Here is a 26,995-nt window from a genome sequence, read left to right on the forward strand (position 1 = left end):
GCCGCTCTAGGCCGGGCGTTTTCTTATGAGAGCCGAGGCTCGTTCAGGTGCCGCCGCCGAACCGGCGCGACCACCACCCGGCGCGGCGCGGCCGGGTTTCGTCCGATGCTTGCGGAGGAGGCTGCTGCGCCTCCGGCGTCGGCTCTTCCGGCTCGCCTTGAACGACGGGAACTGAAGGTGGCGCCTCCTCCTGCGAGGTGAAACTCACTTTTTCACGTACCGTCGAGCGACGGCAAACAGCTTTCTCTGGCTCCGGAACAGTCCCGTTTCCGGTCTCAGCCGGGGAACTCGCCGGCTCTTCGCTGTGCTGCTGCGGCTGAGTTTCAGATTCGGAAAATTCACTCTGCTCTTCCGGCGCCAGCGACACGGAATCAAGGTCAGCGACAGCGTCGACGGCTTCCGATGCCGGAGTGGCACTCAGTTCGTCGGAAGCCGGATCGACAGGACTCGCACCGTTGGTGCCGCGACGTCGACGTCCACCGCGACGTCCGCGCCGTCGCGGGCGGCGTTCGTCTCCGTCCGCAGACGGATCGGCCGGGGCCGCGCTGTCCTGCGCCGGGGAGTCCTCGCCCTCATTCTCGACGTCGTCGATCATGAAGCGTGCAGCGGCGAACTCGGCGGCAATCTGGACGCTGTCAGGAACCTCGACCGTTTGCGGGATCTGGCTGTCGTTCGTTTCGCTTGAGCGTTCACGCCGCCGGCGTCGCCTGCGCTTGCGGCCGTCACCCTCCGTCTCACCGCCCGCCTGCTCATCGGCGCGAACTTCGACGTCATCGGCCTCGGTCTCGGTTTCCGTATCGGGCGACGGTTCATCGTCTTGAACATCTTCAACTTGTGGCGGGTATGTGGCGAGTTGCGTGGCCAGTAGCGCTTTTGCAGCCTCCAGGGTATGCACCTGCTCGCCGCGATCAATCATGAAAGACTGCTGACCCGCGATCGCGGGGTCGGCGACCACCGAGAGACCGACCTTGAAGCTGTGCTCCAGGGCGCGCAGATGCTCGCGCTTCTGATTGAGCACATACAACGCGACGTTAATGCGCGTCCGTACGATAAGGTTATGCGTCGCGCCTTTCATCAGAACTTCCTCAAGGCTGCGCAACAATTGTAGCGCCACCGAGGGTACCGAGCGGACATGACCGCTGCCGCCGCATTGCGGGCAGGGCTCCGTCGAGCTTTCCAGCATGCTGGCGCGAATGCGCTGGCGCGACATTTCCAGAAGACCGAAGTGCGAAATGCGCCCGACCTGGATGCGCGCACGATCGTGGCGCAGGCACTCGCTGAGCTTACGCTCCACCGCGCGGTTGCTTCGCTTCTCGTCCATGTCGATGAAGTCGATGACGATCAGGCCGGCAAGATCGCGCAGCCGCAACTGCCGGGCGACTTCCTCGGCAGCCTCGAGATTGGTCTTGAGCGCGGTATCCTTGATGTGATGTTCGCGGGTCGAGCGTCCTGAGTTGACGTCGATCGATACCAGCGCTTCGGTCTGGTTGATGACGATATATCCGCCGGAGCGAAGCTGCACCGTCGGCAGAAACATCGCATCCAGCTGGCTCTCGACGCCCATCCGCGAAAACAGGGGCTGGCAGTCGCGATACTGCTTCACGGCCCGGGCGTTGGATGGCATCAGCATCTTCATGAAGCCGCGCGCTTCATGATAGCCGGCTTCACCGGCCACCAGGATTTCGTCGATTTCCTTGCTGTAGAGATCACGAAGGGAGCGCTTGATCAGCGAGCCTTCCTCGTAAACGAGCGTCGGCGCCTGGGACCGCAGGGTCATATCGCGCACGGTTTCCCACATGCGGATCAGATATTCGAAGTCGCGCTTGATCTCCGGCTTGGTGCGCGCAGCGCCGGCGGTGCGCAGGATGACTCCCATTCCCTCGGGGACATCGAGGTCCTGCACCACTTCCTTGAGCCGCGAGCGGTCCTGAGCCGAGGTGATCTTGCGGCTGATGCCGCCGCCGCGCGCGGTATTGGGCATCAGCACGGCATACCGGCCAGCCAGCGACAGATAGGTCGTCAGCGCCGCGCCCTTGTTGCCGCGCTCCTCCTTGACCACCTGCACCAGCATGACCTGACGGCGTTTGATGACTTCCTGGATTTTGTACTGACGGCGCGGCCGGAACGCCCGCTCCGGCACCTCCTCGAGAGCATCGTCGCCGCCGACGGATTCGACCTGCTCCTCTTCTTCCTCATCGTCACCATCGTCATCGGTGCGATCTTCGACACGGACCCCATCCCCATGAAACTCTCCGGCATGAGGCTCGTCGTGGTCGTGATCGCCGCTCGCATGTACGTCGAGCGCATGATCCTCGTTTGGGAAAGAAGATATGGCCGGTTCAACCTGATCGTTCCGGGCACCGTCGTCAGCAGGCGGCTCCGAGCCGGTCGCGTCACGCGGCGCGATCGAGGAAAAATCCTCTTCCGAAGACGCCGCAACCGGATCGTCCCCGGCATCCTCCTGGTTTTCGTCTTGCTCGTGATTTCCATTATCGAAATCAGGGGCGAAAGCGAAGTCCGGCGACTCCGGCAGGTGGTCCGCGCCGGTTTCGTGGTCGGAGCCGTATGGCGAGATTGATCCAGACTCGTTCGAGTGATCGTCACCATCCAAATGACGGTGATCCGGATCATTCGGCTGATCGTGACCCTGTACGTCATGCTGCTGCCCGAGGTGATCGTCCGCCACGAATTCATCGTGCGACGGGTCGGACTGCGTCGCGTCCACGCCCGCGACCTGATGCTCTCCGTCCTCGACAATGGCGCTTTGCACGCGTTCGCCATGGTCTCGCCGACGGGCGTTGCGGTGCCGCGAACGACGGCGGCTGGACCGATCCTCGGACTCCTCCTCGGCCTCGCGGTGCGCCCGCTCGTCGGCCTCGATCAGCGCCTGACGATCGGCGACCGGAATTTGATAATAGTCGGGATGGATTTCGCTGAACGCCAGGAAGCCGTGGCGGTTTCCTCCGTACTCGATAAACGCGGCTTGTAGCGACGGTTCGACGCGGGTGACCTTGGCCAGATAGATGTTGCCGCGTAGTTGTTTGCGTTGAGCGGACTCGAAATCAAATTCCTCGACGCGGTTACCGCGGACCACCACCACCCTGGTTTCTTCCGGGTGGGTGGCGTCGATCAACATTTTGTTGGGTTTGTTGGGCATTTTGAGGCTCTTGGAGGCGGAGGGCGCATGACATGGCACGCGCGTGTCGCGCGGCCGGCCCATGCAACGGTCCACCTGATTCGGGGGTGAGGGGAAGGCTGCGCCGCGATCCCGTACGCCGTACCGACCCTGCTCCCTGCGAGACGCGATCCGCGAAGTTTTCACTTCGCCTCGGCGCGATCCTTGCGGGAAAAATGGTCGGCTTCTCAGTATGGCGCATCAGGCGTCAGCCCGTCTAAAACAGGTTGGCGGCAAACAAAACACCGCCGCATATCTCTCTCGCTGCCGGACCGACACAGCGCCAAGGCACCTGTCGGTTGTCGTATTACCTCGTGGCCGATGGGCCGGAACAATCGGATACGACCTCTCCAAGTCGCCCCCGGTTCAAATGGTAACCTGGGACAGGATGCCTCCCGAACCTGAGAACGCCTCTGCAATTCGGCCGCGCGTCGCGCTGGCTGTTTGGAGGGATCAGGAAACGCCGAGCTTCCAGCAAGTTGAAGCCCTACGCTGCACCCGGGAGGCTGAACGCGACACAACCGTGAGTTTAGCCGTCAGCACTCACCTACATACGTGGATTGCCCGTCGCATGCAAGGGACAGCGTCGCCAGCCTGCAACATCTCTAAACAGCCGTGCTCGATTAAGCCCGGATTAACCGTGCGGTTCTATTGCGATTAAAAGGCAGCTCGGAGGCATGGGTTCGTTGGCGTGCCGCGCAAATCTGGGAATCGTCTGGCTATGCGCCACAGCGATATTTGCTCCCGGCGCGGCTTCATTTGCCGCCGGGAACGAACCCGTGCGCCCCGAGGTCGCGGTTGATTTTCCGGTCGCCTCCGCGGTGCGTGTCGCGGGTGATCTGAAACAGACCCGCTTCGTTCTCGATCTCGACAGGAAGATCGGTCTTCGCGCTTTTCTGCTGAGCGATCCTTATCGGGTCGTGATCGACACTCCCCAGGTCAGTTTCCATCTTGCGCCAAAGGCCGGGGAGGCGGGACGCGGCCTGATCAAGGCGTTCCGCTACGGCCTGGTGATGCCGGGCGGATCGCGGATCGTCTTCGATCTCGCAGGACCTGCGAAAATCGGGAAAGCCTACGTGCTTGACGCCGCGAACGGTCAGCCCTCCCGTCTCGTCGTCGAACTTGAGGCCGTCGACCGTGCCGCATTCAACCGCTTGCTGGCGCGATCGAGCAGCCCGGAACCGGCGAAGGATACTGGTCCTCCAGGGCCTGCCGCCGATACCCCCGGCTCGACCGGAGTCAAGGACGGCCGCCTCGTGGTCGTGATCGATCCCGGCCACGGCGGACTCGATAATGGAACCCAGGCTTCAACGGGAGAAAGCGAAAAGGATCTGGTGCTGGCCTTCGGCACAGCTTTACGCGACCGCATCGAGCAGGACGGCAGGTTCCGTGTTGTCATGACGCGGACCGACGACACCTTCATCCCACTGGCCGAGCGGGTGCGCATCGCCCGCAACAATGGCGCTTCGCTATTCGTGTCGGTTCACGCGGACGCCTTGCCGCGCAACGAGGGTGATGCGCGGGGCGCAACAATATATACGCTGTCGGACATGGCTTCGGACCGCGAGGCGGAACGGCTGGCCGAGGCCGAAAACAAGGCGGACGCCATCGGCGGCGTCGACCTGACCGAGGAGCCGACGGAGGTGGCCGATATCCTGATCGACCTCGCGCGGCGGGAAACGCGCACGTTCTCAAATCGTTTCGCCCGGCTGCTGATGAGTGAGATGAAAACCTCCGCGCGGATGCACAAGCACCCGCTGAAGTCGGCCGGATTCAGAGTGCTGAAAGCTCCCGATGTGCCATCGGTGCTGGTCGAACTGGGTTACGTTTCGAATAACGCGGATCTTCGCCAGATGGCATCCGAAGAGTGGCGTTCAAAGACGGTCCGGTCGGTGGCTAAGGCCATCGAGGCATTCCTTGCGAAAAGGGTCGTATCAGCCGCTCCGGTGGACTGAGAATGAAAAGCGACGCATTGCGGGTGAGAAGCCCTAGTTTGGACACAGCGTCCGCCCTATAGACAAGTTTCGTAAACTCGCGGAATCGCCAGAATCGGCATGCCCGATCCGGGCGGATGCCTCGACGAACGAAACGCGTCCACCCGGCGACAATGCCTGTAGTCGGCGCTGTAGTCGCCGATGATCAGGTTCCGGATAACAAAACGGACATTCGATGATGCGCTTGCTGCTGCGGTTCATGGGTTTTCTGTTTGCCGCGGGGACCATTCTGTTTCTGGTCGGGGTCGCGGCGGTCGCGGGATTGATCTGGCATTTCTCCCAGGACCTGCCGGAGTATTCCCAGCTTCAGAATTATGAGCCGCCGGTGATGACGCGCGTCCATGCGTCCGATGGCTCGCTGCTCGGCGAATATGCGAAGGAGCGCCGGCTCTATCTGCCGATACAGGCCGTGCCGAAGCTGGTCATCAACGCGTTCCTGGCCGCGGAAGACAAGAATTTCTATGAGCACGGCGGCATCGATTATCAGGGCATGGCGCGTGCGGCGCTGCTTTATGCTCAGAACTACGGCACCAACAAGAGGCCGCAGGGCGCCTCCACGATCACCCAGCAGGTTGCCAAGAACTTTCTTCTGACCAACGAAGTTTCCTTTGCCCGCAAGATCAAGGAAGCTCTGCTGGCCATGCGCCTCGAGCGCACCTATTCCAAGGACAAGATTCTCGAACTGTATCTGAACGAGATCTACCTCGGTCTTGGCGCCTACGGCATCGCGGCCGCGTCGCTCGTGTACTTTGACAAATCGGTCAACGAACTGAGCGTCGCCGAGGCCGCGTACCTCGCGGCCCTGCCAAAGGCGCCCTCGACGCTGCACCCCGTCAAGAACCGTGACCGCGCGATCGAACGGCGCGACTATGTCGTCGATCGGCTGCTGGAAAATGGCTGGGTCAACCAGGCCGACGCGGAAAAGGCTCGCAAGCAGCCGCTGATCGTCAAGGGCCGGTCCAACGGGGCGCATACTTTCGCCGGTGAATATTTTGCTGAGGAGGTTCGGCGCGATCTGTTCGAACGCTACGGCGAAGAAAAGCTCTACGGGGGTGGCCTGTCTGTCAGGACGACGCTCGACCCGGAATTGCAAGGGATAGCGCGCAAGACCATGGCCAATGGCCTCGTCACCTATGACGAAGCTCAGGGCTGGCGCGGGCCGGTGAGCAAGCTCGACATCTCCGGCGACTGGGGGGTGAAACTCGCCGAGGTCAAATCGTTGTCCGATATATCCCCATGGCGAATGGCGGTCGTGCTCGAGTCCGACGACAAATCGGCGCGGGTCGGCTTCCAGCCCGGACGCGAGCTTGGCGGCGCCGTAAGCCGCGAGCGGCGAACAGGTTTGATTACGCTCGACGGGGTGAAATGGGCCAAGGCCACATCCGGGTCGGCGCGAGGCCGTACGCCGACAAAGGTGTCTCAAGTGCTTTCGCCCGGCGACGTGATCTATGCCGATCCCCTGATCGCGAAGGACGGCAAGATCGTCGAGGGGGAATACCGGTTGCGCCAGTTGCCTGAAGTGTCCGGCGCGATGGTGGCGATGGATCCGCGGACCGGCCGTGTGCTGGCAATGGTCGGCGGCTTCTCCTTCGATCAAAGCCAGTTCAATCGGGCAACACAGGCGTATCGGCAGCCGGGCTCCTCGTTCAAGCCGCTCGTCTATTCCTCGGCGCTCGACAACGGTTACACGCCTTCCACAGTCGTGGTTGACGCGCCGATCGAGATCGACCAGGGGCGCGGCTCGGGCGTTTGGCGGCCGGAAAACTACTCGAAAGAAAAATACTACGGTCCGCAAACGCTTCGAAATGCGCTACGGCTTTCGCTCAACACCGTTACGGTCCGCCTGGCGCAGGATGTCGGCATGCCGCTGATCGGCGAGTATGCCAAGCGCTTCGGCGTTTACGACGAACTGCCGAACTATCTGTCCTACGCACTGGGAGCCGGCGAGACCACGGTGCTGCGCATGGTGACCGCGTATTCGATGTTCGACAACGGCGGCAGGCGCGTGAAGCCGACCCTGATCGACCGCATTCAGGATCGTTACGGTCACACCATCTACAAGCACGACGCGCGGGAGTGTCGCGGCTGCGAGGCGCCGGAGGGCTGGAAGAATCAATCCGAACCTCAGTTGATCGACCACCGCGAGCAGGTGCTGGATTCAATGACGGCTTACCAGATCACCTCCATGATGGAGGGTGTGGTGCAGGCCGGTACCGCCACGGTGATGCGCGAGGTCGGCAAGCCGATCGCCGGCAAGACCGGCACGACCAACGACCAGAAGGATGCCTGGTTCATTGGATTCTCCCCTGACCTTGTCGTCGGCATCTATCTCGGATACGATAAACCTCGCAATCTCGGCCGTAAGGCGACGGGCGGACATCTGGCGGCTCCGATCGCGCGGGATTTCATGAAGGTCGCGCTTGCCGATAAGCCGGCCACTCCGTTCCGGATTCCTCCCGGCATCAAGCTGGTTCGCGTTGATGCCAAGTCCGGTATGCGCGCAGGCCCCGGCAGCGGCGGCAAGACGATCCTTGAAGCTTTCAAGCCTGGCACGGCACCGCCCGACAACTATTCCGTGATCGGCGTGGCTGATGCAGACGGACGCGAGCCGCAGCCGCTGCCCGATGCCGACCGCAGCCTGTTCCGGCCCGGCACCGGAGGGCTTTACTAGAGCATGATCGCTTCTGATTGAATCAGAAGCGAAGCTCTCGATTGTTGTTCTGACGCTTTTTCTTCACGCGAACAGGTCACCATCCTCGGGTCAAGCCCGAGGACATGCTTCGCTCGAAAACGCTATAGGGCGTGATCCGATCACGGTTGAATCGACCATGCTCTCGAAATTATTGTGTGGTCATTATTGTGTGGTCGCATTTTCCTGCGGCGAGCGCGCGGTCTCTTCGGGTTTCACGTCCGACACGATTGCGCTTTGCGGGCTTCGCGGCTAAATCACACGCTGTTGTTGAATGAGGCGTAAGCCGGTGGACTTGAAAAGCTATGCGCGCTGAAATCGAAAGACTTGTCGAAGAGATCAAGCAGTCGGTCGGGCTGCTGAGGAGGCATCTTTGACGTCGAAACATCAACCGCGCGCCTGGCGGAGCTGAACAAGCTCGCCGAAGATCCAGAGCTCTGGAACGATCCCCAGAAAGCCCAGAAGCTGATGCAGGAGCGAACCTCCCTTGAGGATTCGCTGGCCGGCATCGGTAAGGTGGAGCGCGAGCTCGAAGATCAGATCGAAATGATCGAACTCGGCGAGGTTGAGAACGATCAGTCCGTCATCGATGAATCCGAGAACGCCCTGAAAGCCCTCAAGAAGGAGGTCGCCCGCCGCGAACTCGAAGCCTTGCTCTCGGGAGAAGCGGATCGCTTCGACACCTATCTGGAGGTTCATGCCGGCGCGGGCGGCACCGAAAGCCAGGACTGGGCTGCGATGCTTCTGCGCATGTATACGCGCTGGGCGGAAAAGCGTGGTTTCAAGGTCGAGTATCTGGAAGAGACGCCCGGCGAAGAGGCCGGCATCAAATCAGCGACGGTTCAGGTCAGCGGCCACAACGCCTATGGCTGGCTCAAGACCGAGGCAGGCGTGCATCGCCTCGTGAGAATCTCGCCGTTCGATTCCAATGCGAGGCGTCATACGTCGTTTTCGAGCGTAGCGATTTTTCCGGTTGTCGACGACAGCATCAAGATAGATATCAAGGAATCAGACGTCCGCACCGATACCATGCGCTCCGGCGGCGCAGGCGGACAGCATGTCAACAAGACCGAGTCGGCGGTGCGGCTGACGCACGTTCCGACCGGGGTCGCGGTGGTTTGTCAGGCCGGGCGCTCGCAGCACAAGAATCGCGCGCAGGCCTGGGACATGCTGCGGGCGAGACTTTACGAGATCGAACTCAAGAGGCGGGAAGAGCAGGCCGCCGCCGATCAGGCCGCCAAGACCGATATCGGCTGGGGCCATCAGATCAGATCCTACGTCCTGCAGCCCTACCAGATGGTGAAGGACCTCCGAACGGGCGTGCAGACCTCGGACACATCGGGCGTCCTCGACGGCGACCTCGACGACTTCATGGCGGCAACGCTGGCGCAGAGAGCTTTTGGCACCACGCCAGGTGCCGTCGAGGATGTCGAGTGATCAGACCAGTCTCAGACCTGGTTGCTCTCAGACCTGGCTGGTCTCAGACCTGATCGTCGACAAAATTCTCGTCAAAGCCGTGCATGCGGAGGGCCCACTGGAGGCCGACGACCGCACCCTTGATCGGCTGAATCAGCCATAGCGCCATGATCAGCGTCAACGGCAGATAGATCGCCCATTGAAGGATCAGCGGCGGAGCAAACGCTTTCTCGATCAGCAGCGCCAGCGGCACAACAATGTGGCCGACGACGACGATGACGAGGTAGGCGGGCAGGTCGTCGGCGCGATGGGGGGTAAAATCAAGTCCGCATTCCGAACAACTGTCGGCGGTTTTCAGAAAGGTACGAAAAAGTTTGCCTTGGCCGCATCTCGGGCAGCGGCAGAATAAGCCGCGCCTCATCGCGGCCCAGGTGTCGCGCTTTTCGCCTTCCGGGGTCCAGGTTTTGCCGGCTGTGCTCGCGGTATCGGGAGGAAGCGCGGTCATGATTTGCCCTTCTTCGGTTTGCCGGCCTTGCTCTTGCCCGGCTTGCGCGATGTCCCGCGCGATTTACGGCCCGGATGGGCCTTCGAATGAACATCGGGATGACCCGCGTTCCGACCACGCGGCGTCTTTGTTTTCCCTCCGCCCCGCGCGCGGGGGAAGCGCGACCTCACCTCGGCTCCGGATAGGAGTTCGAACCGCAGAGCGCCAGCCAAGGGTACAGCTTCTACCAGACGAACCTCCACCACGTCACCCAGCTTATGCATGGAACCGCTGCGGGAACCCACCAGGGCATGCCGGGTCTCATCGTAATTGAAGTATTCGGTCCCCAGCGAGCGGATCGGGATAAGCCCGTCGGCGCCGGTGTCGGCCAGCTTCACGAAGAGGCCGGCACGGGTCACACCGGAAATACGCGCCTCGAAGATATTGCCGATGCGGTCGGCGAGAAAATGCGCGATTAGGCGATCGGCGGTCTCGCGTTCGGCTTTCATGGCGCGACGTTCGGTGACGGAAATCCGCGCGGCTATTTCAGCCAGCGTTTCGGCGTTGTCGGAGTCCGGCAACGCTCCATCACCAAGTCCGAGCGCACGGAGCAGGGCGCGGTGCACGACCAGATCGGCGTATCGCCTGATCGGCGATGTGAAATGCGCGTAGCGCCGCAGGTTGAGGCCGAAGTGGCCATAGTTCTCTGCCGAATACTCAGCCTGCGCCTGCGAACGAAGAACCACCTCGTTCACCAGCGATTCCGAATCATGTCCCTTGACCTGATCCAGCACGCGATTGAACAACTCCGGCCTCAGCGCGCCGCTTCTGGCGAAGGACATATCGAGAGTCTTCAGGAACTCACGCAGGTTGTGAACCTTCTCGATCGTTGGCTCGTCATGCACGCGATAGATCAGCGGCAGCCCCTTCTTTTCCAGCATCTCGGCTGCGGCGACGTTTGCGAGGATCATGAATTCCTCGATCAGCCGATGCGCATCGAGCCGATCCGGAACGATCACGCGATCGACCGTTCCGTCCTTCTTCAGCAGAATCTTGCGTTCGGGCAGTTCAAGATCGAGCGGATCGCGCTCGTCGCGCGCGCGCTTCACCAGAGCGAAGGCCGCGTAGAGCGGTTTCAGGATCGGTTCGAGCAGGGGGGCGGTCGCGTCATCCGGGTTGCCGTCGATCGCGGCCTGCACCTGCGCGTAAGCAAGCTTCGCCGCCGAGCGCATCAGGATGCGATGAAAGGTGTGCGAACGCTTGCGTCCGTCGGCGTCGATCACCAGGCGCACGGCGAGAGCCCCGCGCGCTTCGCCCGGAACGAGGGAGCAGAGATCGTTTGAAATGCGCTCGGGCAGCATCGGGACCACGCGATCCGGGAAATAGACCGAATTGCCGCGCTCCAGAGCTTCACGATCCAGCGCCGATTCAGGGCGCACGTAATAGGCGACGTCAGCGATGGCGACGGTGACGATGGCGCCGCCCGTGTTGTTGGGATCATCGTCCGGCGCGGCGTGAACCGCGTCGTCGTGATCCTTCGCATCGGGCGGATCGATAGTGACGAGCGGCACCGCGCGCCAGTCTTCGCGGCCTTGCAAGGCGGCGGGCGTCGCAGCTTCGGCCTCGCGCAGGGCAGCCGGTGCAAAGGCTTGCGGAATGTCATGGGCGTGGATCGCGATCAGGCTGACGGCCTTTTCGGTCGCGAGCGAGCCAAGCCGCTCCTTCACCTTGCCAGAAGCAAGTCCGAAACCGCGGGTCCGCACGAGTTCGACACTCACGAGATCGCCGTCCTCCGCGCTCGCGCTGTCGGCTTTCGCGATGTTCAGCTCGCGCCCGGCCTGCTTCTTGTCCACCGGCACGAGGCGTCCGCCACCTTGGGGCAAGGCGCGATAGATGCCGAGCATACGCGCGCGGGTGCGATCGATGACCCTGATGACGCGCGCGCGATAGCTTGCGGTTTCGTCGGACTCGATTGTCTCGATGCGCAGCAGCGCGCGATCGCCGACGCCCGCCACGGTGCCGGGCTTTGTCCGGCGCGGCACATGAATAAGAATCCTCGGCGCGGGCGTCGTTTCATCGTCCCATTCGGTCGGCGTGGCGATCAGTTCGCCGTCGCTATCGCGTCCCGTAATATCGGCCACCAGCGTGGGCGGCAGCGTTTCCGGCTGCCGCAGCTTGCGGCCCCGTTTGACGATTGTTCCGTCATCCGCGAGCGCGCGAAGGAGCTGCCTAAGCTCGGCGCGATCGGCATTTTTCAGGCCGAACTCATGGGCGATCTCACGTGTGCCGGCCCGGCCGGGATGCGCGCGGATGAAAGCGACGATGGTCTCGCGATCCGGAAAATTCCTGGCGCGCGGTTTGCTCACCTCAACTTGCTCACGTCAACTTGCTCACGGCGGCTGGCTCACGTCAGCCGTTCTTGCCCGCGCTCTTTTTTGCAGGCGCTTTCACTGTATTGGGCGGCGCTTTGGCCGCAGCGATCGAGCCTCGCGCCTTGCTCACAGCGTCAGACTTCGGCGTCGTGGAAGCCTGTTTCGAAGCTGCCTTTTTGGCGGGCTTTTTTGTCGCCGCGCCGTCCTTGCCGGCCTTTTCGGTTTGCGCGGGCTTGGCTTTCTTCGCCGCGCGTTTCGGCTTGCCGCCGCCCTTGGCTGCGCGCTCGTCGATCAGCGCGATGGCCTCCGGCAGCGTAATGGTACCCTGCGTCTTGTCGCTCGGAATTGTGGCGTTGACGCCGCCTGCGGTGACATAGGCGCCGTAACGGCCGCTCTTCACCGCGACCGGGCCGAGCGTCGGGTGGTCGCCGAGAGGCTTGCCTGGATCGGAGCCAAAGCGCCGGCTCGGCCCCTTGGCGACCTTCTCCGCGATCAGCGTCACCGCGCGGTTGAGGCCGATGTCGAACACCTCGTCGCCGGCTTCGAGACTGGCATAGGTTTTTTCATGCCGGACGAACGGACCGAAGCGGCCGATCCCCGCCGTGATCGGCGCGCCGGTCTCCGGATGCTTGCCGATCTCGCGCGGAAGCGAAAGCAGCTTCACGGCAAGGTCCAACTCGATGTCAGCGTGTGACATGTTTTTCGGGATGCCCGCGCGCTTCGGCTTCTCGCCCTCTTCGTAGTCGCTGGCCTCGCCGAGCTGGATGTAAGGTCCGAAGCGGCCGGATTTCACCGCGACATCAAGACCGCTCTCCGGATCCTTGCCGAGAACGCGGTCTCCACCGGTTTCGCCGTCAGCGGCGAGGGGACGGGTGTAGCGACACTCCGGATAGTTGGAGCAGCCGACGAAGGCGCCGAATTTACCGGCCTTGAGATTCAGTTTTCCGGTTCCGCAAGTGGGGCACTGGCGCGGATCGCCGCCATCCTCGCGCGGCGCATAGATGTGCGGCCCGAGCATATTGTCGAGCACGTCGAGCACCTCGGAAACGCGGACATCCTTGATTTCATTGACCACACCGATGAAGTCGTCCCAGAAATCCTTCAGGACCTGCTGCCATGATACTTCGTTGTTCGAAATGCGATCGAGCTGCTCTTCGAGATTGGCGGTGAAGTCGTATTCGACATAACGCGCGAAGAAGTTCTCCAGGAATGCAATGACGACGCGGCCCTTGTCTTCGCCATAGAGCCGCTTCTTTTCGAGTTTGACGTAGCCGCGATCCTTGAGCACCTGCAGGATCGAGGCGTAGGTCGAGGGCCGGCCGATGCCGAGTTCCTCCATGCGCTTGACCAGCGAGGCTTCCGAAAAGCGCGGCGGCGGTTCCGTGAAATGCTGGGTGACGCTGAGCTTCTCGCGCCTCAACGCTTCGCCTTCGCTCATGGCGGGAAGGCGGCGGCTGTCCTCGTCTTCCTCGTCATCGCGGCCTTCCTGATAAAGCGCAAGAAAACCGTCGAACTTGACGACCTGGCCGCTGGCGCGCAACTCCAGCATGCGCGCACCGGCCCGTGCCGCGATGTCCACGGTGGTGCGTTCCAGCTCCGCTGATTCCATCTGGCTGGCGATGGTCCGGATCCAGATCAGTTCATAAAGTCTGGCCTGATCGGCATCGAGGCGGCGCTTCATGTCCGAGGGACGGCGCGACAGGTCGGTTGGGCGGATCGCCTCGTGGGCTTCCTGGGCGTTCTTGGCCTTGGTCTGATACTGGCGAGGCGCCTCCGGCACGTAGGCGTGGCCATAATCCTCGCCGATCACCTTGCGTGCCTGCGTAATCGCCGAGCCGTCGATCTGCACGCCGTCCGTTCGCATGTAGGTGATGAGACCCGTGGTTTCGCCGCCGACGTCTATGCCCTCATAAAGGCGTTGTGCGATCCGCATCGTGTGCGCAGGCGCGAAGCCGAGCTTGCGGCTGGCCTCCTGCTGCAGCGTCGAGGTGGTGAAGGGCGCCTGGGGATTGCGTCGCGCCGGTTTGGCCTCAACCGTCGATACGGTGAAGTTCGCCGCCTCGATCGCCTTCCGGAAATCCTCAGCCTCGGCTCCGTTTCCGATGTCGAGCCGCTGGATCTTCTTGCCGTCGGCCCCGACCAGACGCGCATCGAAGGTTTCGCCACGAGGGGTGGCGAGCGTCGTGACCAGTGACCAGTATTCGCGCGGGACGAACTTCTCGATCTCAAGTTCCCGGTCGCAGACCAGGCGCAGGGCGACCGACTGGACGCGGCCAGCCGACCGCGCGCCGGGCAGCTTGCGCCACAGCACCGGGGACAGGGTAAACCCGACCAGATAGTCGAGCGCGCGGCGCGCCATGTAGGCATCGACCAGCGCGCCGTCGATCTGGCGCGGGCTCTTCATGGCTTCGGTAACGGCCTGCTTGGTGATGGCGTTGAAGACCACGCGCTCGATCTTCTGGTCCTTCAGCGCGCGCTTCTGCTTGAGCACCTCGAGCACATGCCAGGAGATCGCTTCGCCCTCGCGATCAGGGTCGGTGGCGAGAATAAGCTTGTCGGCTCCCTTGAGCGATTTGGCGATGTCATTGAGCCGGCCGGCGGCCTTCGGATCGACCTCCCAGATCATCTGGAAATTGGCATCGGGATCGACGGATCCATTTTTGGCCGGGAGGTCGCGAACGTGGCCGAAAGACGCTAGCACCTCATAGGAAGTTCCTAGATACTTGTTGATCGTCTTAGCCTTTGCAGGCGACTCAACAATAACGATATTCATGTTATTCCAATATTTTATGGATAAACTTCAAACCGATTCGCGAAAGGCGAACGGGTTGTTTCGGGGCGAACATGGGTGCAGCAGGGTCTTAAGTCAAATAGACTCCTGTGAAAACCTCTCGTCTCGATTGCACCTAGAAATTGTACAATTCATGTAATATTACTTTTAGTTGCCGCCCTCATGAAGGGGTGACGGAGCTATAAGCTTCGCCTTGGCATGATGTGAGGAGTTCTCGGGGGATGAGGGAACGACCAAACCGTAACGAGGAGTCGCGCGATGATGAGTCGCGCCTGGGCGATCCCCCCGGTGACGGCGGCCCGGACGAGGCCGCGCGTTACCTGGCGGGGGCGGTTGCCGATATGGCGCTGATTGCGCGGCGTCATGGGCTGGATACCCTCGGCTACCTGCTCGATATGGCGCAGCTGGAGGCGGAAGACATCGTCCGACTGCGTGCTGCGCGAAAGGGAAGCTGAAGCAAGTGATAGGACTATCGTGTTTTCGAGCGAAGCGGATACCGGCTCACGCGAGGAAAATGCGTCATAATCAAAAAAATTATGGAGCCCCGTCTCTGGTTCTATTTGAGGCGTAAGCGCAAGTCCGAGCGAGCATTCCTCACGGCGGTCTTTTGATTCTGCCTGTCCGAAGATGCTTCAACGAAAAGTGGATCGCAACGCCGGCGCGCTTCCAGGAATGGTGCGCTTCGCGGCGCTTTCCTCGAGCGGGATCGGTTGCTCATTATCCTCGATGGGGTCGACCGCTGGCCGGGCTGGCTGCTGGAGAGGAACCGCCGCCAGGAGCGGCCCTGCGGGTTTTTCTCCAAACGCGAAAAAGTTCTGTCCCGGGACGAAGAGCCTCTCACTGGGGGCGAGGGCGAGCGGCGATGGGCGCCGCCAGAACGCCCAGTCATGCAATCGCGGCACGAGGCCGCGAACGAAGCGCTGCGATCGGTCGAACACCTCCGACGGAAGAACGAACTGTCCCTGGTTGGGTTGCGATTCCGGGATTACCGGAGCAGGGAGGGGTCCGGCTTCGGCGGGGCTGGGAGCCTGCACCGCGGGCGACGGTGAGACGGCTGCGACGGTCGCCGGCACCGGATGCATCCGCCAATCCTGCGGCTGCGTGGCCGTTTTCGGTCGATTCGCCGTCGCTGGCACAACGTGAACAATGCGGTAGCCGCGCTCCTTCAGCGTGCGAAGGATCCTGGGCAGCGCAGCGACTGTCCGCGCCTGGATATCATGCAACAGCAAAATACCTTTGCCCTTGGCTTCGATCCGGCTGATCGCGAGCTGATAGACGCGCTCAGCCGAAATAGGCCGCCAGTCGTCAGCCGGGAAATCGGCGCTCCAGAGCTGGATGTTTCTTGAGGCCAGATAATCCTCGATCCCTTGCGCGCGCCTCAGACCGGGAATGCGCATGAACGGTGCGAGAGCAGCCTTGTCGCCCAGCGCGGCGGCCGCCGAAGCAATCCCGTCGTCGATTTCCTGCCGGGCCCGTTCGATTGGCATCCGATTCATGCCAAGCGGATGATTCTGCGAATGGGTGCCGATGGAATGTCCGGCCGCGAACACGCGGCGCAGATGCTGCGGGTAGTCGCGCGCCATCCGCCCAACCGTGAAGAAAGTCGCTTTCACGCATTCACGAGCGAGGATATCGAGAACCCGGAGGCTGTGTGGCGGCAAAGGACCGTCGTCGAAGGTCAGCACCACTTCATGATCGCGAAGCGGTAGTGTTTCCTGATACTGCATGGTGCCGATACGGGGGTGTTCCCGAGGGTCCACGACCAATGTCCGGGACGTTCCGAGGGCATCGGGATTGCCCGGGCAATCGCCGGCCAAAGCGGGAAGCACCATGAATTCGAGGGTCGCGGCGAGCAGGCCGAGCCCAAGAGTCCGCTGGATCCGCCGCCGGGCTGTTTTTGATATCCGTGCCATTCGATAATACCTTCACGCCCCGCCTATAGCGTTTTCGAGCGAAGCATGTCCTCGGGCTTGAGCCCTAAGGATGGACGACCTGTTCGCGTGAAGAAAACGCGTCAAAATAACAATCCTGAGCTTCGCTTCTGATTCAATCAGAAGCGATAATGTCCTAATTGCGTCCAAAACTAAAAGACCGGCGATGAACGCCGCCTTAACTGGTCGTGAACGAGGGTGCCTGTGCCGAGGCCGCGCGCGCATTCACTCGGGCTTAACGTCCATCGCCGACGATCTCTCGAATCGGAGGTGAGTATGCAGCGATTGCGGTTGAAAGCAGACGGACGGATCGTGGAAATCCGCGACGGGAAAGAGTTTCCGCTATCACCTTCCATGCACGTCGCGGGCGCGGCTTCCGATGATGCTGGACCGAGTTCGGTGCCTGAGGTCAGAAGCCTGCGCCGGCGGGCGCGGTTGACCCAGGTTGAGTTCGCGGCGCGGCTGGGCGTTCCCGTTGAAACCATCCGCAACTGGGAGCAGGGCAAGCGGATTCCGCGCGGCCCCGCGCGTGCACTCCTTGCAGTCGTTGCGCATGCGCCCGAAACCGTGTTCGCCGCCCTCGATGGTCACGAATAGAACCACGGCCACGGCCGGATGACGTCACGATTTTCGACTCCGCATCGACCGGGCCGCTGACCGCATGTTCTTCATGCTCTCCAAGGTTGTCGGATTTATCGTCCTGCCGTCGAACGCGATCGCGCTCATATGCGGTCTTGGGCTCTGCCTGATGCTGTCGAAATGGCGGCGCGCTGGCGTCGGCCTGCTGACGGCGGGGATCGCCGCGCTCTTGATCTTCGGCTATTCGCCGCTCAGCAACGTGTTGCTGTTGACGCTATCGGAACGTTTCCCGGCATGGCAGCACGACGGGCGCGATCCGGACGGTATCATTGTTCTGGGTGGCGCTGTTGATGCCGACATATCGGTTGCCCGCGGCACCGTCGAAATCAACGGGTCGGCGGAAAGGGTGATCGCGGCGCTCGAACTGGCGCGTCGATTTCCGAAGGCTCGTATCGTTTACAGCGGAGGCACCGGAAACCTGATTGCCGGCTTGCGCGCCGAAGCACCGGTCATGGGACGGCTGTTCGAGCAGCTTGGAATCTCACGCGAGCGTATCGTTCTCGAAACCCGCTCCCGCACGACCGATGAGAATGCGCGTTTTACCCGCGAACTGGTGAGGCCGGAACCCGGTGAGCGCTGGTTGCTGGTGACATCAGCCTATCACATGCCGCGATCGATCGGTGTATTCCGCAAGGCGGGATTCGCTGTCGAACCCTACCCGGTCGATTGGCGCACAGGGGGCTGGATCGACGCGTGGATGCCATTTGACAAGTTGTCGGCTGGTCTTGCCCGCGCCGATGCGGCAGCCCACGAATGGGTCGGGCTGCTGGTTTATAGAATGACTGGCCGCAGCGACACGTTCTTTCCGGAATCGCGGTGACAGTGAAAGGCGTTCAGTCCAGTCGTGGCAAGCCCACCCGGTATACGCCCCGAAAGTCGAGGGGATCGGCCGGCTTGCCTTTGCGATAGATCACGAGACGTCCGGATTGAGCCAGCGCCACGGCCGCGCGCCGGATCGGCATCAGCAGGCTGCGCCAGTCGGCTTCCGCGGCAATGGCCTGTGCAAGCTCCGGCGCGCTCAGCGTTCTGGCGGCGTCGCGCGTCAAGACTTTCAGAATGTCGTTTTCAAGGGAGGGCGTCGAATGCGAATCTTGCTTGGTCATGGATAGTGCCATGGCGCACTGACGGACTCTCTGCAAGAGCGATCAAAAATCTCCGCGGAGGGAGCCGGCCTCGGCCGTTAAGTGAAAGACATGACGCGCGATCCGTAACGGAATAGATGGATGGCGGTGATCGCGGCGCGATGTGCCGATGCGGGAGTAGAAACCATGACGCTGACGCTTGTGATCGGAAACAAAAATTATTCGTCTTGGTCGATGCGGCCCTGGCTGGCGCTCAGGGCCGGCGGCATCGCCTTCGAGGAAAAATTGATTCCGCTCTACACCGGTCCCGCCGACAAGCAGCGCATCCTCGATATAACTCCCGCCGGCAAGGTCCCGGCGCTGATCGATGGCGAGGTGACCGTCTGGGATTCGCTCGCGATCATCGAATATGCCGCCGAACGGTTTCCAGAGGCAGGCTTGTGGCCGGCACACCCGGCGAGCCGCGCACGCGCCCGGTCGATCTCGGCGGAAATGCATTCCGGCTTTTCCGCGCTCCGCCGCGAATGCGGGATGAACCTGCATCGCCCGATCGGCCCAAAGACGCTTTCCGACAACGCGCGAGCCGACATCGCTCGCATTCAGGAGTTGTGGACCGATTGCCGCCGACGATCCGAAAGGGACGGGCCGTTCTTGTTCGGATCTTTCACCGCGGCGGATGCCATGTATGCGCCGGTGATCCATCGCTTCCGGACCTATGCGATCGAAGTGACGACCGAGGTGCGGGAATACATGGATGCGATGATGGCGCAGCCCGCCTTTCGCGAGTGGACCGAGCAGGGGCTCGCGGAAGCCCTGGTAATCGAGAGATTCGAGACCGACTGAATTGTCGTTGGGCTCGCGAGGTGCGACAACCGGCCAGCTGACCGTTCCCGTCCTGTCGCCCACAACCCTTGCTCGCGGCACCCCTTCCGCAACAACTTCACGGGCATTTACGTTGCTGGAAAATCTGCGGAATCCGCGTTTCCGCCGTGGTGTTTATGACTCGCCAAAAGCCTCCATGGCGTGCTATAGGAACCAAAAATCCTGACCGGCTGCACCGCTGTGGGCGCGGACAGACCGATATTGATATCTGATGGAGAAGGCGTTGAAGCATAAATTTCTCGTTGGAGAAACAGTCCTTTTCACCGCGAGCAACGTGGCACGGCCGGCTGCGAGCGGCACGTACGAAGTGATCCGGCTGCTTCCCACTGATGGCGACGACTTCCAGTATCGGATCAAGAATTCAGCCGAGGCTTTCGAGCGCGTCGCAAAGGAAAGCCAGCTCGCCTCTTGCTAGAGACCCGAAGGGCCGCGCCAGCGCAAAGTGGAAACCGGCTTTCGGATAGGCTTGATCAAAAAGTTTAGGCTTGAGTCTGATTCAACGCAGTTGAACCAGACTCAAGCACGCATTCGGCAAAAAAAGTGAACGCCGGTTTGCGATCGGAGTCCGCGCAGGCTGTTGATTGCGGGCCTCTTTTTCTTACCGCGAACGACGCTACATCTGGCGGGAACGTGCTCCTGAGATCAGCGCAGGGTAAGCTTGAGCCTTCCCGCTTCTGATTCAATCAGAAGCGGCTGGCTCTATGATTTTGATCTGATACGTTTTCTTCACGCGAACCTTATCTACCTCGCGCGAAAATGCTACAATGAGTTCCGGGTTCCGCTCACAACGGGCAGGTCGGACTGATTTCGGCGTGTTCCCGGATCATTGAATAGCCGGGCTGTATCGGCATTTGCCGTTGTCTATGCTGGCCCACCGTTCTGCATGAGGGCATGGAGCATGAACTGGGCCTGGGTGACATCACTCGATCAAGTCTGGCGCTCGTCTGCATTCCCGATGTGGCTGACGCTTGCCGGGGCGGTTTTCTTCGCGTTCATTGTATTTCTGACGCTCATCCGTGCCGAAAAGTCGGTCGCCAATGGCGTCTTGACCATCATCACGCTGCTCGCGATCGGAGTCGCGGCGGCGGTTGCGCTTCGCGCCTTCGAGGCGGATGGCAGCCGCTCGCTGGATTCGAAGAACTCCAGTGCCCGGTTCAACGTCGCGATACCGGCGTTATCGTGCATTGACGGGCTGGCCGGAGAGGTGGTCGAGGGCGCTTGCGAGAAGGCGCTGTTCGGGACGCCAGACGCGGCGGCCGCCGCCGTTTCCTACGCCGCTTCCGAAATCAGCAGGTTAAGATCGTTCGGCGCCGCCGCTGCGGACGGCAGCGTGGTTGCGCCGGAATTGGAGACGCTGCGGCGGGCGATCGAGCGCGACCGCTACGGTCTGGTCGCCCATGTGCTGGTTGCGCGAGACCATTGCCAACCATCGGACTGTGCTGCTTTCCAGTCGCTGACTGATCACAGTCGGATCGCGGCAAACATGAAAGAGCAGCTCTATGAAAATCTGGTGACGCGTTATGCGTCATCCTGGAACGCGCCTGCGGCAGCGGCGCAGGCCGCTGCACCCGATACGCCGTCTGTTCCGGCGCTCGCATCGGAGCCGGCCGGCAATCCGACGACCATGGACTTTCCGACGGCCGAATCCATTCCGCCGGTCAGCATCATGACGCCCGAGCCGGCGACGGGTACGGCGGCGGCGTCATCCTCGGCGGCCGCGCAGGCCGTCCCGAAGCCGCGTCCGGCCGCGAAGAAGCCGCATGCACCGAAGCCGCACGCGGCCCCGCCCGTCCGCCTTGCGCCACCACCGTCATCCCAGAACTGATGATCCGTTCGACAGCTGCCGCCGACAGGCGCCTCAACCTGGTCAAACTCGCCGTGGGCTGCGAATCCGTAAAGGAACTCAGGGATTGGATCGCCGAACGTATGAAGCAGGCGACGCTGAAAGGCTTGCCGCGCCATCATATCCACATCACCAGGATGACACCGAAACGAGGCGAGGAGCTGCTCGCGGGCGGCTCGCTTTATTGGGTCATAAGAGGCGAAATTGCTGCCCGGGAGAAGCTGATCGGCATCGAACCCTTCCGCGACGGCGACGGTATTGGTCGATGCCGTCTGGTCATGCAGCCGAAGGTGGTTACCGTCAGACCGCGCCCGATGCGCCCCTTTCAGGGGTGGCGTTACCTGTCCGTCGCTGATGCTCCTCCCGACCTCGGAAGCAACGCTGCGAGCGTCGCAGAGATGCCAGAGCCGCTGCGCCGCGAGTTGCGCGATCTGGGGTTGCTATAATTGGAAATCGGCAACGAGTGAGCAAGAGGGTGGATTAAACGCCGAGGTTGTCGATCAGGCGGGTGTCCCCGATTTTAGCTGCGACCAGGAGCCTGACCGGGCCATCCTTTAACGAGCCGGCCGGTGACAGCGTTTCGGCGTGGCGGGCCTCGAAATAATCCAGCGAGAAGCCTGCGTCCTCGATCGTCCTCGCGCCATCCGACATGACGGCTTCGAGATGATCCCCGTTCCGTAAACGCCCAGCCGCATCTTTCAGGGTGCGATAAAGCGCCGGCGCGCGCGCGCGCTGCTCGTTCGACAGGTAGACGTTACGTGACGACATGGCGAGCCCGTCCCGCTCGCGCACGATCGGAACACCAATGATCTTCACGCCGAGATCGAGATCAGCCGCCATCCGCGTCACGACCTTGAGTTGCTGATAATCCTTCTGGCCAAACAAAGCGATGTCAGGCCGGCACTGGATGAACAGCTTGCCGACTACGGTCGTGACTCCGCTGAAAAAGTGCGGCCGGAAGCGATCTTCGAGGTCTGCCATGGCCGGACCTTCGGTCGATATCCGGGTCGCGAAATCCCGCGGATACATCGTGCTGACGTCCGGACGCCATATCAGGTCGGCCTTCGCCTCGGCGAGTTTGGCCAGATCGGCCTTCCAGGTTCGCGGGTAGGATCCGAAGTCTTCATGCGGCGCGAACTGGGTCGGGTTGACGAAGATCGAGACGATAACCCGCGATGCGCGCTTCTTCGCCTGACGCACCAGCGCCAGATGTCCTTCGTGAAGCGCGCCCATGGTCGGCACCAGCGCAACGGTGGCTCGCCGCGCCCGCAGGCGCTCCAGGGCGCGGCGTAGCGAGGGCAGGGTGCGAACGACAGTGGGGGCAGGAGGCATTGCTGCTCGTTGGATAAGTTCCAGGGACGGGGGCGGCCGCAAGCGCGGCTACGGGGAGAACGCAGCTTAACCTATAGCGCTTTCGGGCGAAGCATGTCCTCGGGCTTGACCCGAGGATAGTATTCGGTTCGCGTGAAGAAAACGCGTCAAAACATAAAGAAAGATAGAGTCTTTCACCGTATCCATGAAGCAGTGAAAAGCAGGGATCAACCTGACAACCGCGCGATTTGATCAGGCAGCCGGCCTCTTCAGGCCATGCACCCTGCTTGAATTATCAGCGGTTTGCGCCACATAGAGCCTTCCGCCTCTAACTCTGACAAAGATCAGAAGCGCGGTTTTATGATGTGGACGCGCTTTCTTGGTTCTTGACGCGAACCGATACCGTCCTCGGGTCAAGCCCGAGGACATGCTTCGTTCGAAAGCGCTATAGTGCATTGATCCCTTGTGAGTCTCGATGGCCTACGATCCGGAGCCGCCGAAACGTTCCCCAAATCCGACGATCTGCCGGACCCCGCCGTCCGGCGGGAACGCTCCGCTGCCTGACATAAAGTCATCTTCGTCCGATATCGCCGCGTTCGTCGCCAAGGCGCGATCGATGTCGCCTTATGCGTCAGACGGCCGTGGCAGGCTGTTGTTCGCGCTCGACGCCACCATGAGCCGGCAGCCGACCTGGGACATGGCTTGCACCCTTCAGGCGGACATGTTTCGCGAAGCGGTCGGCATCGGCAGCCTCGACATTCGCCTTGTCTATTACCGGGGACTCGACGAATGCCGTTCCAGCGGCTGGATATCCGACAGTGCGAAGCTCGCAAGGTTGATGAGCACCATCGATTGCCGCGGCGGCAACACTCAGATCGGCAAGGTTCTTTCGCACGCGCGCAGTGAAGCGGTTGCGTCCGGCATCAAGGCCGTCGTTTTCGTCGGTGACGCGATGGAAGAATCGGTGGACGACCTTTGCGCGAAAGCGGGAGAACTGGGGCTGCTGAAAGTGCCCGTTTTCATGTTCCAGGAAGGACATGATGCGATGGCCGAGCAGGCTTTTCGGGAAATCGCGCGGCTGACCGGCGGCGCCTGGTGTCGGTTCGATCCGGGCGCGGCGACCCAGCTGCGCGAACTGCTTCGTGCGGCGGCGGCTTATGCGGTGGGCGGCCGGGAGGCCTTGCGGCGGTTGTCGACGACCGTAACAAGCGCGACCCGGCTATTGGGACAGATGAAATCCTAGAGTTTTTCCGCTTCTGATAGAATCAGAAGCGGGCTCCATGATTTTGGTTTGACGCGTTTTCTTTACGCGAACCGGTATCCACTTCGCTTGAAAACGCTCTAGCCTCTCCGAGCGAAGCATGTCCTCGGGCTTGACCCCAGGGGATGGATACGCTTGCGTGAGCAAACGCTTCCAGAGTGCTTTCATGCCGTAGCACGGAACGTAGCGCTGCTATGCCGCCGCATACGGGCGCTTTCGTTGACGGCGTAGAGCTACTATTTGTTCGCCATGCCGACCCTGATCGCAGGACTCTTCACGTTTCTTTTTCTGTATTTGCTGCTTCAGTTATTACGGGCGGCAAATCCGGCCGTTCTGGCGCGAGCCATCAGGCTCGCCGGCGGCATCATCGCGTTTGGAATGGCGGCTTTCATCGGCAGCAGGGGGGAGCTGGCGGTTGCGCTGCCGCTGGCGGTTCTCGGCGTCGGACTTTTGGGATGGTCGTCCTCCGGCATGTCCTTCTTTGCCAGGCTTTTTGGCGCGGGAATGCAGCGTACGGCCAGCGGACATACGTCCCAGGTTCGTTCGCGGTTTCTCGATATGGTTCTGGATCACGCCAGCGGCCGCCTCGGCGGACGGATCATTGACGGACCCGATGCCGGCCGCTCGCTGGATGACTTCGACCTGCCTCGGCTTCTCGCCATGATGACAGGCTTCGACGCGGAGAGCTGCGCGTTACTTGAAGCTTATCTGGACCGCAGATTTCCCGCCTGGCGTCATAACGCGCAAGGCGATCCGGCAGGGGGGAGGAGCCACGCGTCGCCGGGCGGCAAAATGACGGACGAGGAGGCCTATCAGATCCTTGGCTTGCAGCCGGGGGCGGGAAGCGACGAGATTCGTCGCGCGCATCGGGGGCTGATGAAGAAACTGCATCCCGACCAGGGGGGGTCGACGTACCTCGCGGCTCGCGTAAACGCGGCCAAGGATACTTTGCTTCGCACTCATCGCAGCTGACTCCAACAACGCCACCAAACGCTACACTGCGAGTTGCTTCTGTCTTTCTGTCGGACGCGGCCCCGGTTTCGCCCGCCGTTGTCCGGCGGATCGATCGTTGCGTTGAACATTATCCATCAATTGTTGACGAGTGGTTTGCATGGAGTGGCTTGGGTGCGTAGATCACCTATGCCTGGATAAAGCGCATCCTCGGGCTCGCCCCGGATGAACATCGGTTCCCATGAGGGAAAACGTGTCGCATCAACATGAAAGCCCAGCTTCTGATTCCATCAGACGCTGGGCTCTCAATTCTGGTGTCACGTATGACTGCGGGCGGGGCGATCAGTTTTTGATCGTGATGCAGGATATATCCGAACGCTTCAGCTTGCGGCACACGGCTTCGGCCTCATCGCGGTCGAGACCGGCGAAGCGGGCGCGATACAGCTTCTTGCTGCCCTTGGCGACGGTCTCGGTGAAAGGATCGGCCTTGCCCAGCATCCTGGGAGCGCGGCCTCGGGCCGCATCGAGACGCTCACGCGCCTGGCTCTCGGTTTCCAGCGCGCCGACTTGAATAATCCAACCCGAATGCGACGCGACCGGTTTCAACGCGCCATTCTTCTGAACTGTCCGAGGCTGAACCGCAGGCGCCGGATCAGTATGAGCCATCGCCTGCCGTGTCGAAGCAGGAAGACTGGAGGCCGGAAGCACGCCCAGGATGCCCTGACCGGTGCCGAAGTTGGCAGGCTGCGGCGGCATGTTCGCCCGCGCCACGACCGAGCCCGACGTTTCCGGCGTCGCCTCGCGATCCGCCGCGGCGTCGTCAGCGGCCGGCGACACAGCAGGCGAGGGCCCAGCCGATGCCAGTCTGACCGTTTTCGCCCTGACCTGTACCGTCTTGACCCGCACCGGCTTCATCGGTTCGGCGGAGCCGGGAACGGCGTCGATCTGCTGGGTTTCGATAACGCCACTCGTCAAGGGAGCCGGTTCGGCTACAGGCCGCTTCGGAGGCAACGCAGCCGCCGAGGTCGTTACCAGCGATCGGCTCAGATGGGCGGGACGTTCAGCCGGCAGCGAGACAGGCTCTGGCACAGTGGACGCGACTTGAACGGCCCCGTCCACCTGCGTCGTGCCCCTGGGCCGTGAGCGCGCCTGATCCTCGGCCGCTCTCGCATTGGCCTCCGACATGCTGCTTTCGGTAATTGCGGCGACCGTCCGCCGCGTCGCGGCGTTGTCGAGGTTTTCGGCCAGCAGTTTGCGCATGGTCGCATCGCGGGAGCCGCCGCTGCGGCCGCCAAGAACCACGCCGACAAGATGGCGATTGCCGCGCTTGAGGTTGGTGACGAGGTTGAAGCCGGAAGCTCGAATATAGCCGGTCTTGATGCCATCGACGCCATCGACGCTGCCGACCAGCCGGTTATGGCCCCGAATGGTGCGGCCGCGGAACGTGAATGAGGTGGTCGCGAAGTAGCGATAGTAGCGTGGGAAACGATCCTGCAACGCACGGCCGAGCGTTGCCTGGTCCCGTGCCGTGGTGACTTGATCGTCGTCGGGAAGACCTGAAGCGTTCCGATAGACCGTCCGTGTCATGCCGAGCGCGCGGGCCTTCCGCGTCATCATCCGGGCGAAGTCGTCCTCGTCGCCCGCGATCGCCTCGGCGATGACGACCGCCGCGTCGTTGGCGGATTTCGTCACCAGCCCCTTGATCGCATCTTCGACGCGGATGGTCTGACCCGGTCGCAGGCCGAGCTTGGTCGGGTTCTGCGCGGCCGCGCGCGCTGAAACGCGCATCTCGCTGTCGAGGCCGATCCTGCCGGCATCCAGACGCTCGAAAAGCATGTAGAGCGTCATCATCTTGGTGAGCGACGCCGGATGGCGAAGACTGTCGGGGCTGGTGGACGATAGCGTCGCCCCGGAATTGGCGTCCACCACGATCGACGCGAAGGGCGGATTGTAGCTATACCGCACCTGCTGATGGTGGCGGTGATGCTGACGGGCACGCCGCGCATCTGCATGATCGATCGTAAAAACGACGGCGACGATCGCTGCAAGCCCAAGCGCGCCAACACGCGTTGCGCGCGAGGAAGCCAAGGTGGTGCGAAGCATATACTTCCCCGTCCTGTTTTCGACTTTAGTCACTGGTTCGTGAGGCAAAATTTTGCCCGGCCATCTGATCT

The 26,995-nt window shown here is 61.9% G+C and carries 20 protein-coding genes; 12 read left to right on the forward strand and 8 right to left on the reverse strand.

The features are described from left to right. Positions 1-43: 43 nt before the first annotated feature. Positions 44-3,157 (reverse strand): ribonuclease E/G, encoded by a 3,114-nt coding sequence (locus NWI01_RS09205; protein ID WP_181410423.1) that lies wholly within the window; start codon positions 3,155-3,157, stop codon positions 44-46. A 704-nt stretch (positions 3,158-3,861) separates the two neighbouring features. Between NWI01_RS09205 and NWI01_RS09210 the strand changes: the two genes are divergently transcribed. The 3 genes from NWI01_RS09210 (at position 3,862) to prfB (ending at position 9,295) form a co-directional block, all read left to right on the forward strand. Continuing rightward, entirely contained in the window at positions 3,862-5,130 is a 1,269-nt protein-coding gene (locus tag NWI01_RS09210; protein WP_141383580.1) for an N-acetylmuramoyl-L-alanine amidase, read from the forward strand. 217 nt (positions 5,131-5,347) lie between these two features. After that, positions 5,348-7,840 (forward strand): penicillin-binding protein 1A, encoded by a 2,493-nt coding sequence (locus NWI01_RS09215; RefSeq protein ID WP_141383581.1) that lies wholly within the window; start codon positions 5,348-5,350, stop codon positions 7,838-7,840. 323 nt (positions 7,841-8,163) lie between these two features. After that, a protein-coding gene (gene prfB, locus NWI01_RS09220) for a peptide chain release factor 2 (protein WP_141383562.1) occupies positions 8,164-9,295 on the forward strand; the annotation gives its coding sequence in 2 pieces (ribosomal slippage) (positions 8,164-8,232 and positions 8,234-9,295; 1,131 coding nt in all). A 43-nt stretch (positions 9,296-9,338) separates the two neighbouring features. Here prfB and NWI01_RS09225 read toward each other — a convergent pair. The 3 genes from NWI01_RS09225 to topA are packed head-to-tail and all read right to left on the reverse strand — an operon-like array spanning position 9,339 to position 14,903. Next, entirely contained in the window at positions 9,339-9,779 is a 441-nt protein-coding gene (locus NWI01_RS09225) for a DUF983 domain-containing protein (RefSeq protein WP_141383563.1), read from the reverse strand. Continuing rightward, complete coding sequence (gene rnr / locus NWI01_RS09230) at positions 9,776-12,124, reverse strand: ribonuclease R (RefSeq protein WP_141383564.1); 2,349 nt, start codon at positions 12,122-12,124, stop codon at positions 9,776-9,778. Before rnr ends, NWI01_RS09225 begins: the two co-directional genes overlap by 4 nt. Positions 12,125-12,167: 43 nt before the next feature. Continuing rightward, complete coding sequence (gene topA, locus NWI01_RS09235) at positions 12,168-14,903, reverse strand: type I DNA topoisomerase (protein WP_141383565.1); 2,736 nt, start codon at positions 14,901-14,903, stop codon at positions 12,168-12,170. Between the two features lie 239 nt (positions 14,904-15,142). On the opposite strand from topA, the gene NWI01_RS09240 reads away from it, so the two are divergent. Beyond that, positions 15,143-15,376: a hypothetical protein gene (locus NWI01_RS09240; protein ID WP_141383566.1), complete on the forward strand. Its 234-nt coding sequence runs from the start codon at positions 15,143-15,145 to the stop codon at positions 15,374-15,376. Positions 15,377-15,553: 177 nt separating this feature from the next. On the opposite strand, the gene NWI01_RS09245 is transcribed toward NWI01_RS09240, so the two are convergent. After that, positions 15,554-16,834 (reverse strand): polysaccharide deacetylase family protein, encoded by a 1,281-nt coding sequence (locus tag NWI01_RS09245; protein WP_141383567.1) that lies wholly within the window; start codon positions 16,832-16,834, stop codon positions 15,554-15,556. Positions 16,835-17,128: 294 nt separating this feature from the next. Between NWI01_RS09245 and NWI01_RS09250 the strand changes: the two genes are divergently transcribed. Together NWI01_RS09250 and NWI01_RS09255 are read left to right on the forward strand one after the other, a co-directional pair. Beyond that, entirely contained in the window at positions 17,129-17,449 is a 321-nt protein-coding gene (locus tag NWI01_RS09250) for a helix-turn-helix domain-containing protein (protein ID WP_141383568.1), read from the forward strand. A gap of 64 nt (positions 17,450-17,513) precedes the next feature. Next, complete coding sequence (locus tag NWI01_RS09255) at positions 17,514-18,311, forward strand: YdcF family protein (RefSeq protein ID WP_141383569.1); 798 nt, start codon at positions 17,514-17,516, stop codon at positions 18,309-18,311. Between the two features lie 13 nt (positions 18,312-18,324). Here NWI01_RS09255 and NWI01_RS09260 read toward each other — a convergent pair whose 3' ends face one another. Continuing rightward, complete coding sequence (locus tag NWI01_RS09260; protein WP_141383570.1) at positions 18,325-18,594, reverse strand: DUF3253 domain-containing protein; 270 nt, start codon at positions 18,592-18,594, stop codon at positions 18,325-18,327. A gap of 165 nt (positions 18,595-18,759) precedes the next feature. On the opposite strand from NWI01_RS09260, the gene NWI01_RS09265 reads away from it, so the two are divergent. The 4 genes from NWI01_RS09265 (at position 18,760) to NWI01_RS09280 (ending at position 21,744) form a co-directional block, all read left to right on the forward strand. Next, entirely contained in the window at positions 18,760-19,416 is a 657-nt protein-coding gene (locus tag NWI01_RS09265) for a glutathione S-transferase family protein (RefSeq protein WP_141383582.1), read from the forward strand. A gap of 250 nt (positions 19,417-19,666) precedes the next feature. Next, entirely contained in the window at positions 19,667-19,870 is a 204-nt protein-coding gene (locus tag NWI01_RS09270) for a hypothetical protein (protein WP_141383571.1), read from the forward strand. Between the two features lie 483 nt (positions 19,871-20,353). Further along, complete coding sequence (locus tag NWI01_RS09275) at positions 20,354-21,280, forward strand: hypothetical protein (protein ID WP_141383572.1); 927 nt, start codon at positions 20,354-20,356, stop codon at positions 21,278-21,280. Next, complete coding sequence (locus NWI01_RS09280) at positions 21,280-21,744, forward strand: DUF1489 family protein (protein ID WP_141383573.1); 465 nt, start codon at positions 21,280-21,282, stop codon at positions 21,742-21,744. The genes NWI01_RS09275 and NWI01_RS09280 overlap by 1 nt, the downstream gene beginning before the upstream one ends. 34 nt (positions 21,745-21,778) lie before the next feature. Here the strand turns inward: NWI01_RS09280 and panC are convergent, their stop codons facing one another. Next, positions 21,779-22,630: a pantoate--beta-alanine ligase gene (gene panC, locus NWI01_RS09285; RefSeq protein ID WP_141383574.1), complete on the reverse strand. Its 852-nt coding sequence runs from the start codon at positions 22,628-22,630 to the stop codon at positions 21,779-21,781. 595 nt (positions 22,631-23,225) lie between these two features. Between panC and NWI01_RS09290 the strand changes: the two genes are divergently transcribed. Together NWI01_RS09290 and NWI01_RS09295 are read left to right on the forward strand one after the other, a co-directional pair. Further along, on the forward strand, positions 23,226-23,852 hold the full coding sequence (locus NWI01_RS09290) for a VWA domain-containing protein (protein ID WP_244613709.1): 627 nt from the start codon (positions 23,226-23,228) through the stop codon (positions 23,850-23,852). Positions 23,853-24,119: 267 nt separating this feature from the next. After that, complete coding sequence (locus NWI01_RS09295) at positions 24,120-24,842, forward strand: DnaJ domain-containing protein (protein WP_141383583.1); 723 nt, start codon at positions 24,120-24,122, stop codon at positions 24,840-24,842. A 321-nt stretch (positions 24,843-25,163) separates the two neighbouring features. On the opposite strand, the gene NWI01_RS09300 is transcribed toward NWI01_RS09295, so the two are convergent. After that, complete coding sequence (locus NWI01_RS09300) at positions 25,164-26,924, reverse strand: serine hydrolase (RefSeq protein ID WP_141383576.1); 1,761 nt, start codon at positions 26,922-26,924, stop codon at positions 25,164-25,166. Positions 26,925-26,995 lie beyond the last annotated feature (71 nt).

The organism is Nitrobacter winogradskyi, assembly GCF_006539545.1.
Taxonomy (GTDB): Bacteria; Pseudomonadota; Alphaproteobacteria; order Rhizobiales; family Xanthobacteraceae; genus Nitrobacter; species Nitrobacter winogradskyi_A.

Coding starts and splice junctions, on each gene's coding strand:
- NWI01_RS09245 (WP_141383567.1), bottom strand. CDS start 16,834: ATGGCACGGATATCAAAAACAGCCCGGCGGCGGATCCAGCGGACTCTT.
- NWI01_RS09280 (WP_141383573.1), top strand. CDS start 21,280: ATGATCCGTTCGACAGCTGCCGCCGACAGGCGCCTCAACCTGGTCAAA.
- NWI01_RS09205 (WP_181410423.1), bottom strand. CDS start 3,157: ATGCCCAACAAACCCAACAAAATGTTGATCGACGCCACCCACCCGGAA.
- NWI01_RS09295 (WP_141383583.1), top strand. CDS start 24,120: ATGCCGACCCTGATCGCAGGACTCTTCACGTTTCTTTTTCTGTATTTG.
- NWI01_RS09250 (WP_141383568.1), top strand. CDS start 17,129: ATGCAGCGATTGCGGTTGAAAGCAGACGGACGGATCGTGGAAATCCGC.
- NWI01_RS09300 (WP_141383576.1), bottom strand. CDS start 26,924: ATGCTTCGCACCACCTTGGCTTCCTCGCGCGCAACGCGTGTTGGCGCG.
- NWI01_RS09240 (WP_141383566.1), top strand. CDS start 15,143: ATGAGGGAACGACCAAACCGTAACGAGGAGTCGCGCGATGATGAGTCG.
- topA (WP_141383565.1), bottom strand. CDS start 14,903: ATGAATATCGTTATTGTTGAGTCGCCTGCAAAGGCTAAGACGATCAAC.
- NWI01_RS09260 (WP_141383570.1), bottom strand. CDS start 18,594: ATGACCAAGCAAGATTCGCATTCGACGCCCTCCCTTGAAAACGACATT.
- NWI01_RS09265 (WP_141383582.1), top strand. CDS start 18,760: ATGACGCTGACGCTTGTGATCGGAAACAAAAATTATTCGTCTTGGTCG.
- NWI01_RS09275 (WP_141383572.1), top strand. CDS start 20,354: ATGAACTGGGCCTGGGTGACATCACTCGATCAAGTCTGGCGCTCGTCT.
- panC (WP_141383574.1), bottom strand. CDS start 22,630: ATGCCTCCTGCCCCCACTGTCGTTCGCACCCTGCCCTCGCTACGCCGC.
- NWI01_RS09290 (WP_244613709.1), top strand. CDS start 23,226: ATGTCGCCTTATGCGTCAGACGGCCGTGGCAGGCTGTTGTTCGCGCTC.
- NWI01_RS09270 (WP_141383571.1), top strand. CDS start 19,667: ATGGAGAAGGCGTTGAAGCATAAATTTCTCGTTGGAGAAACAGTCCTT.
- NWI01_RS09225 (WP_141383563.1), bottom strand. CDS start 9,779: ATGACCGCGCTTCCTCCCGATACCGCGAGCACAGCCGGCAAAACCTGG.
- NWI01_RS09255 (WP_141383569.1), top strand. CDS start 17,514: ATGTTCTTCATGCTCTCCAAGGTTGTCGGATTTATCGTCCTGCCGTCG.
- NWI01_RS09215 (WP_141383581.1), top strand. CDS start 5,348: ATGCGCTTGCTGCTGCGGTTCATGGGTTTTCTGTTTGCCGCGGGGACC.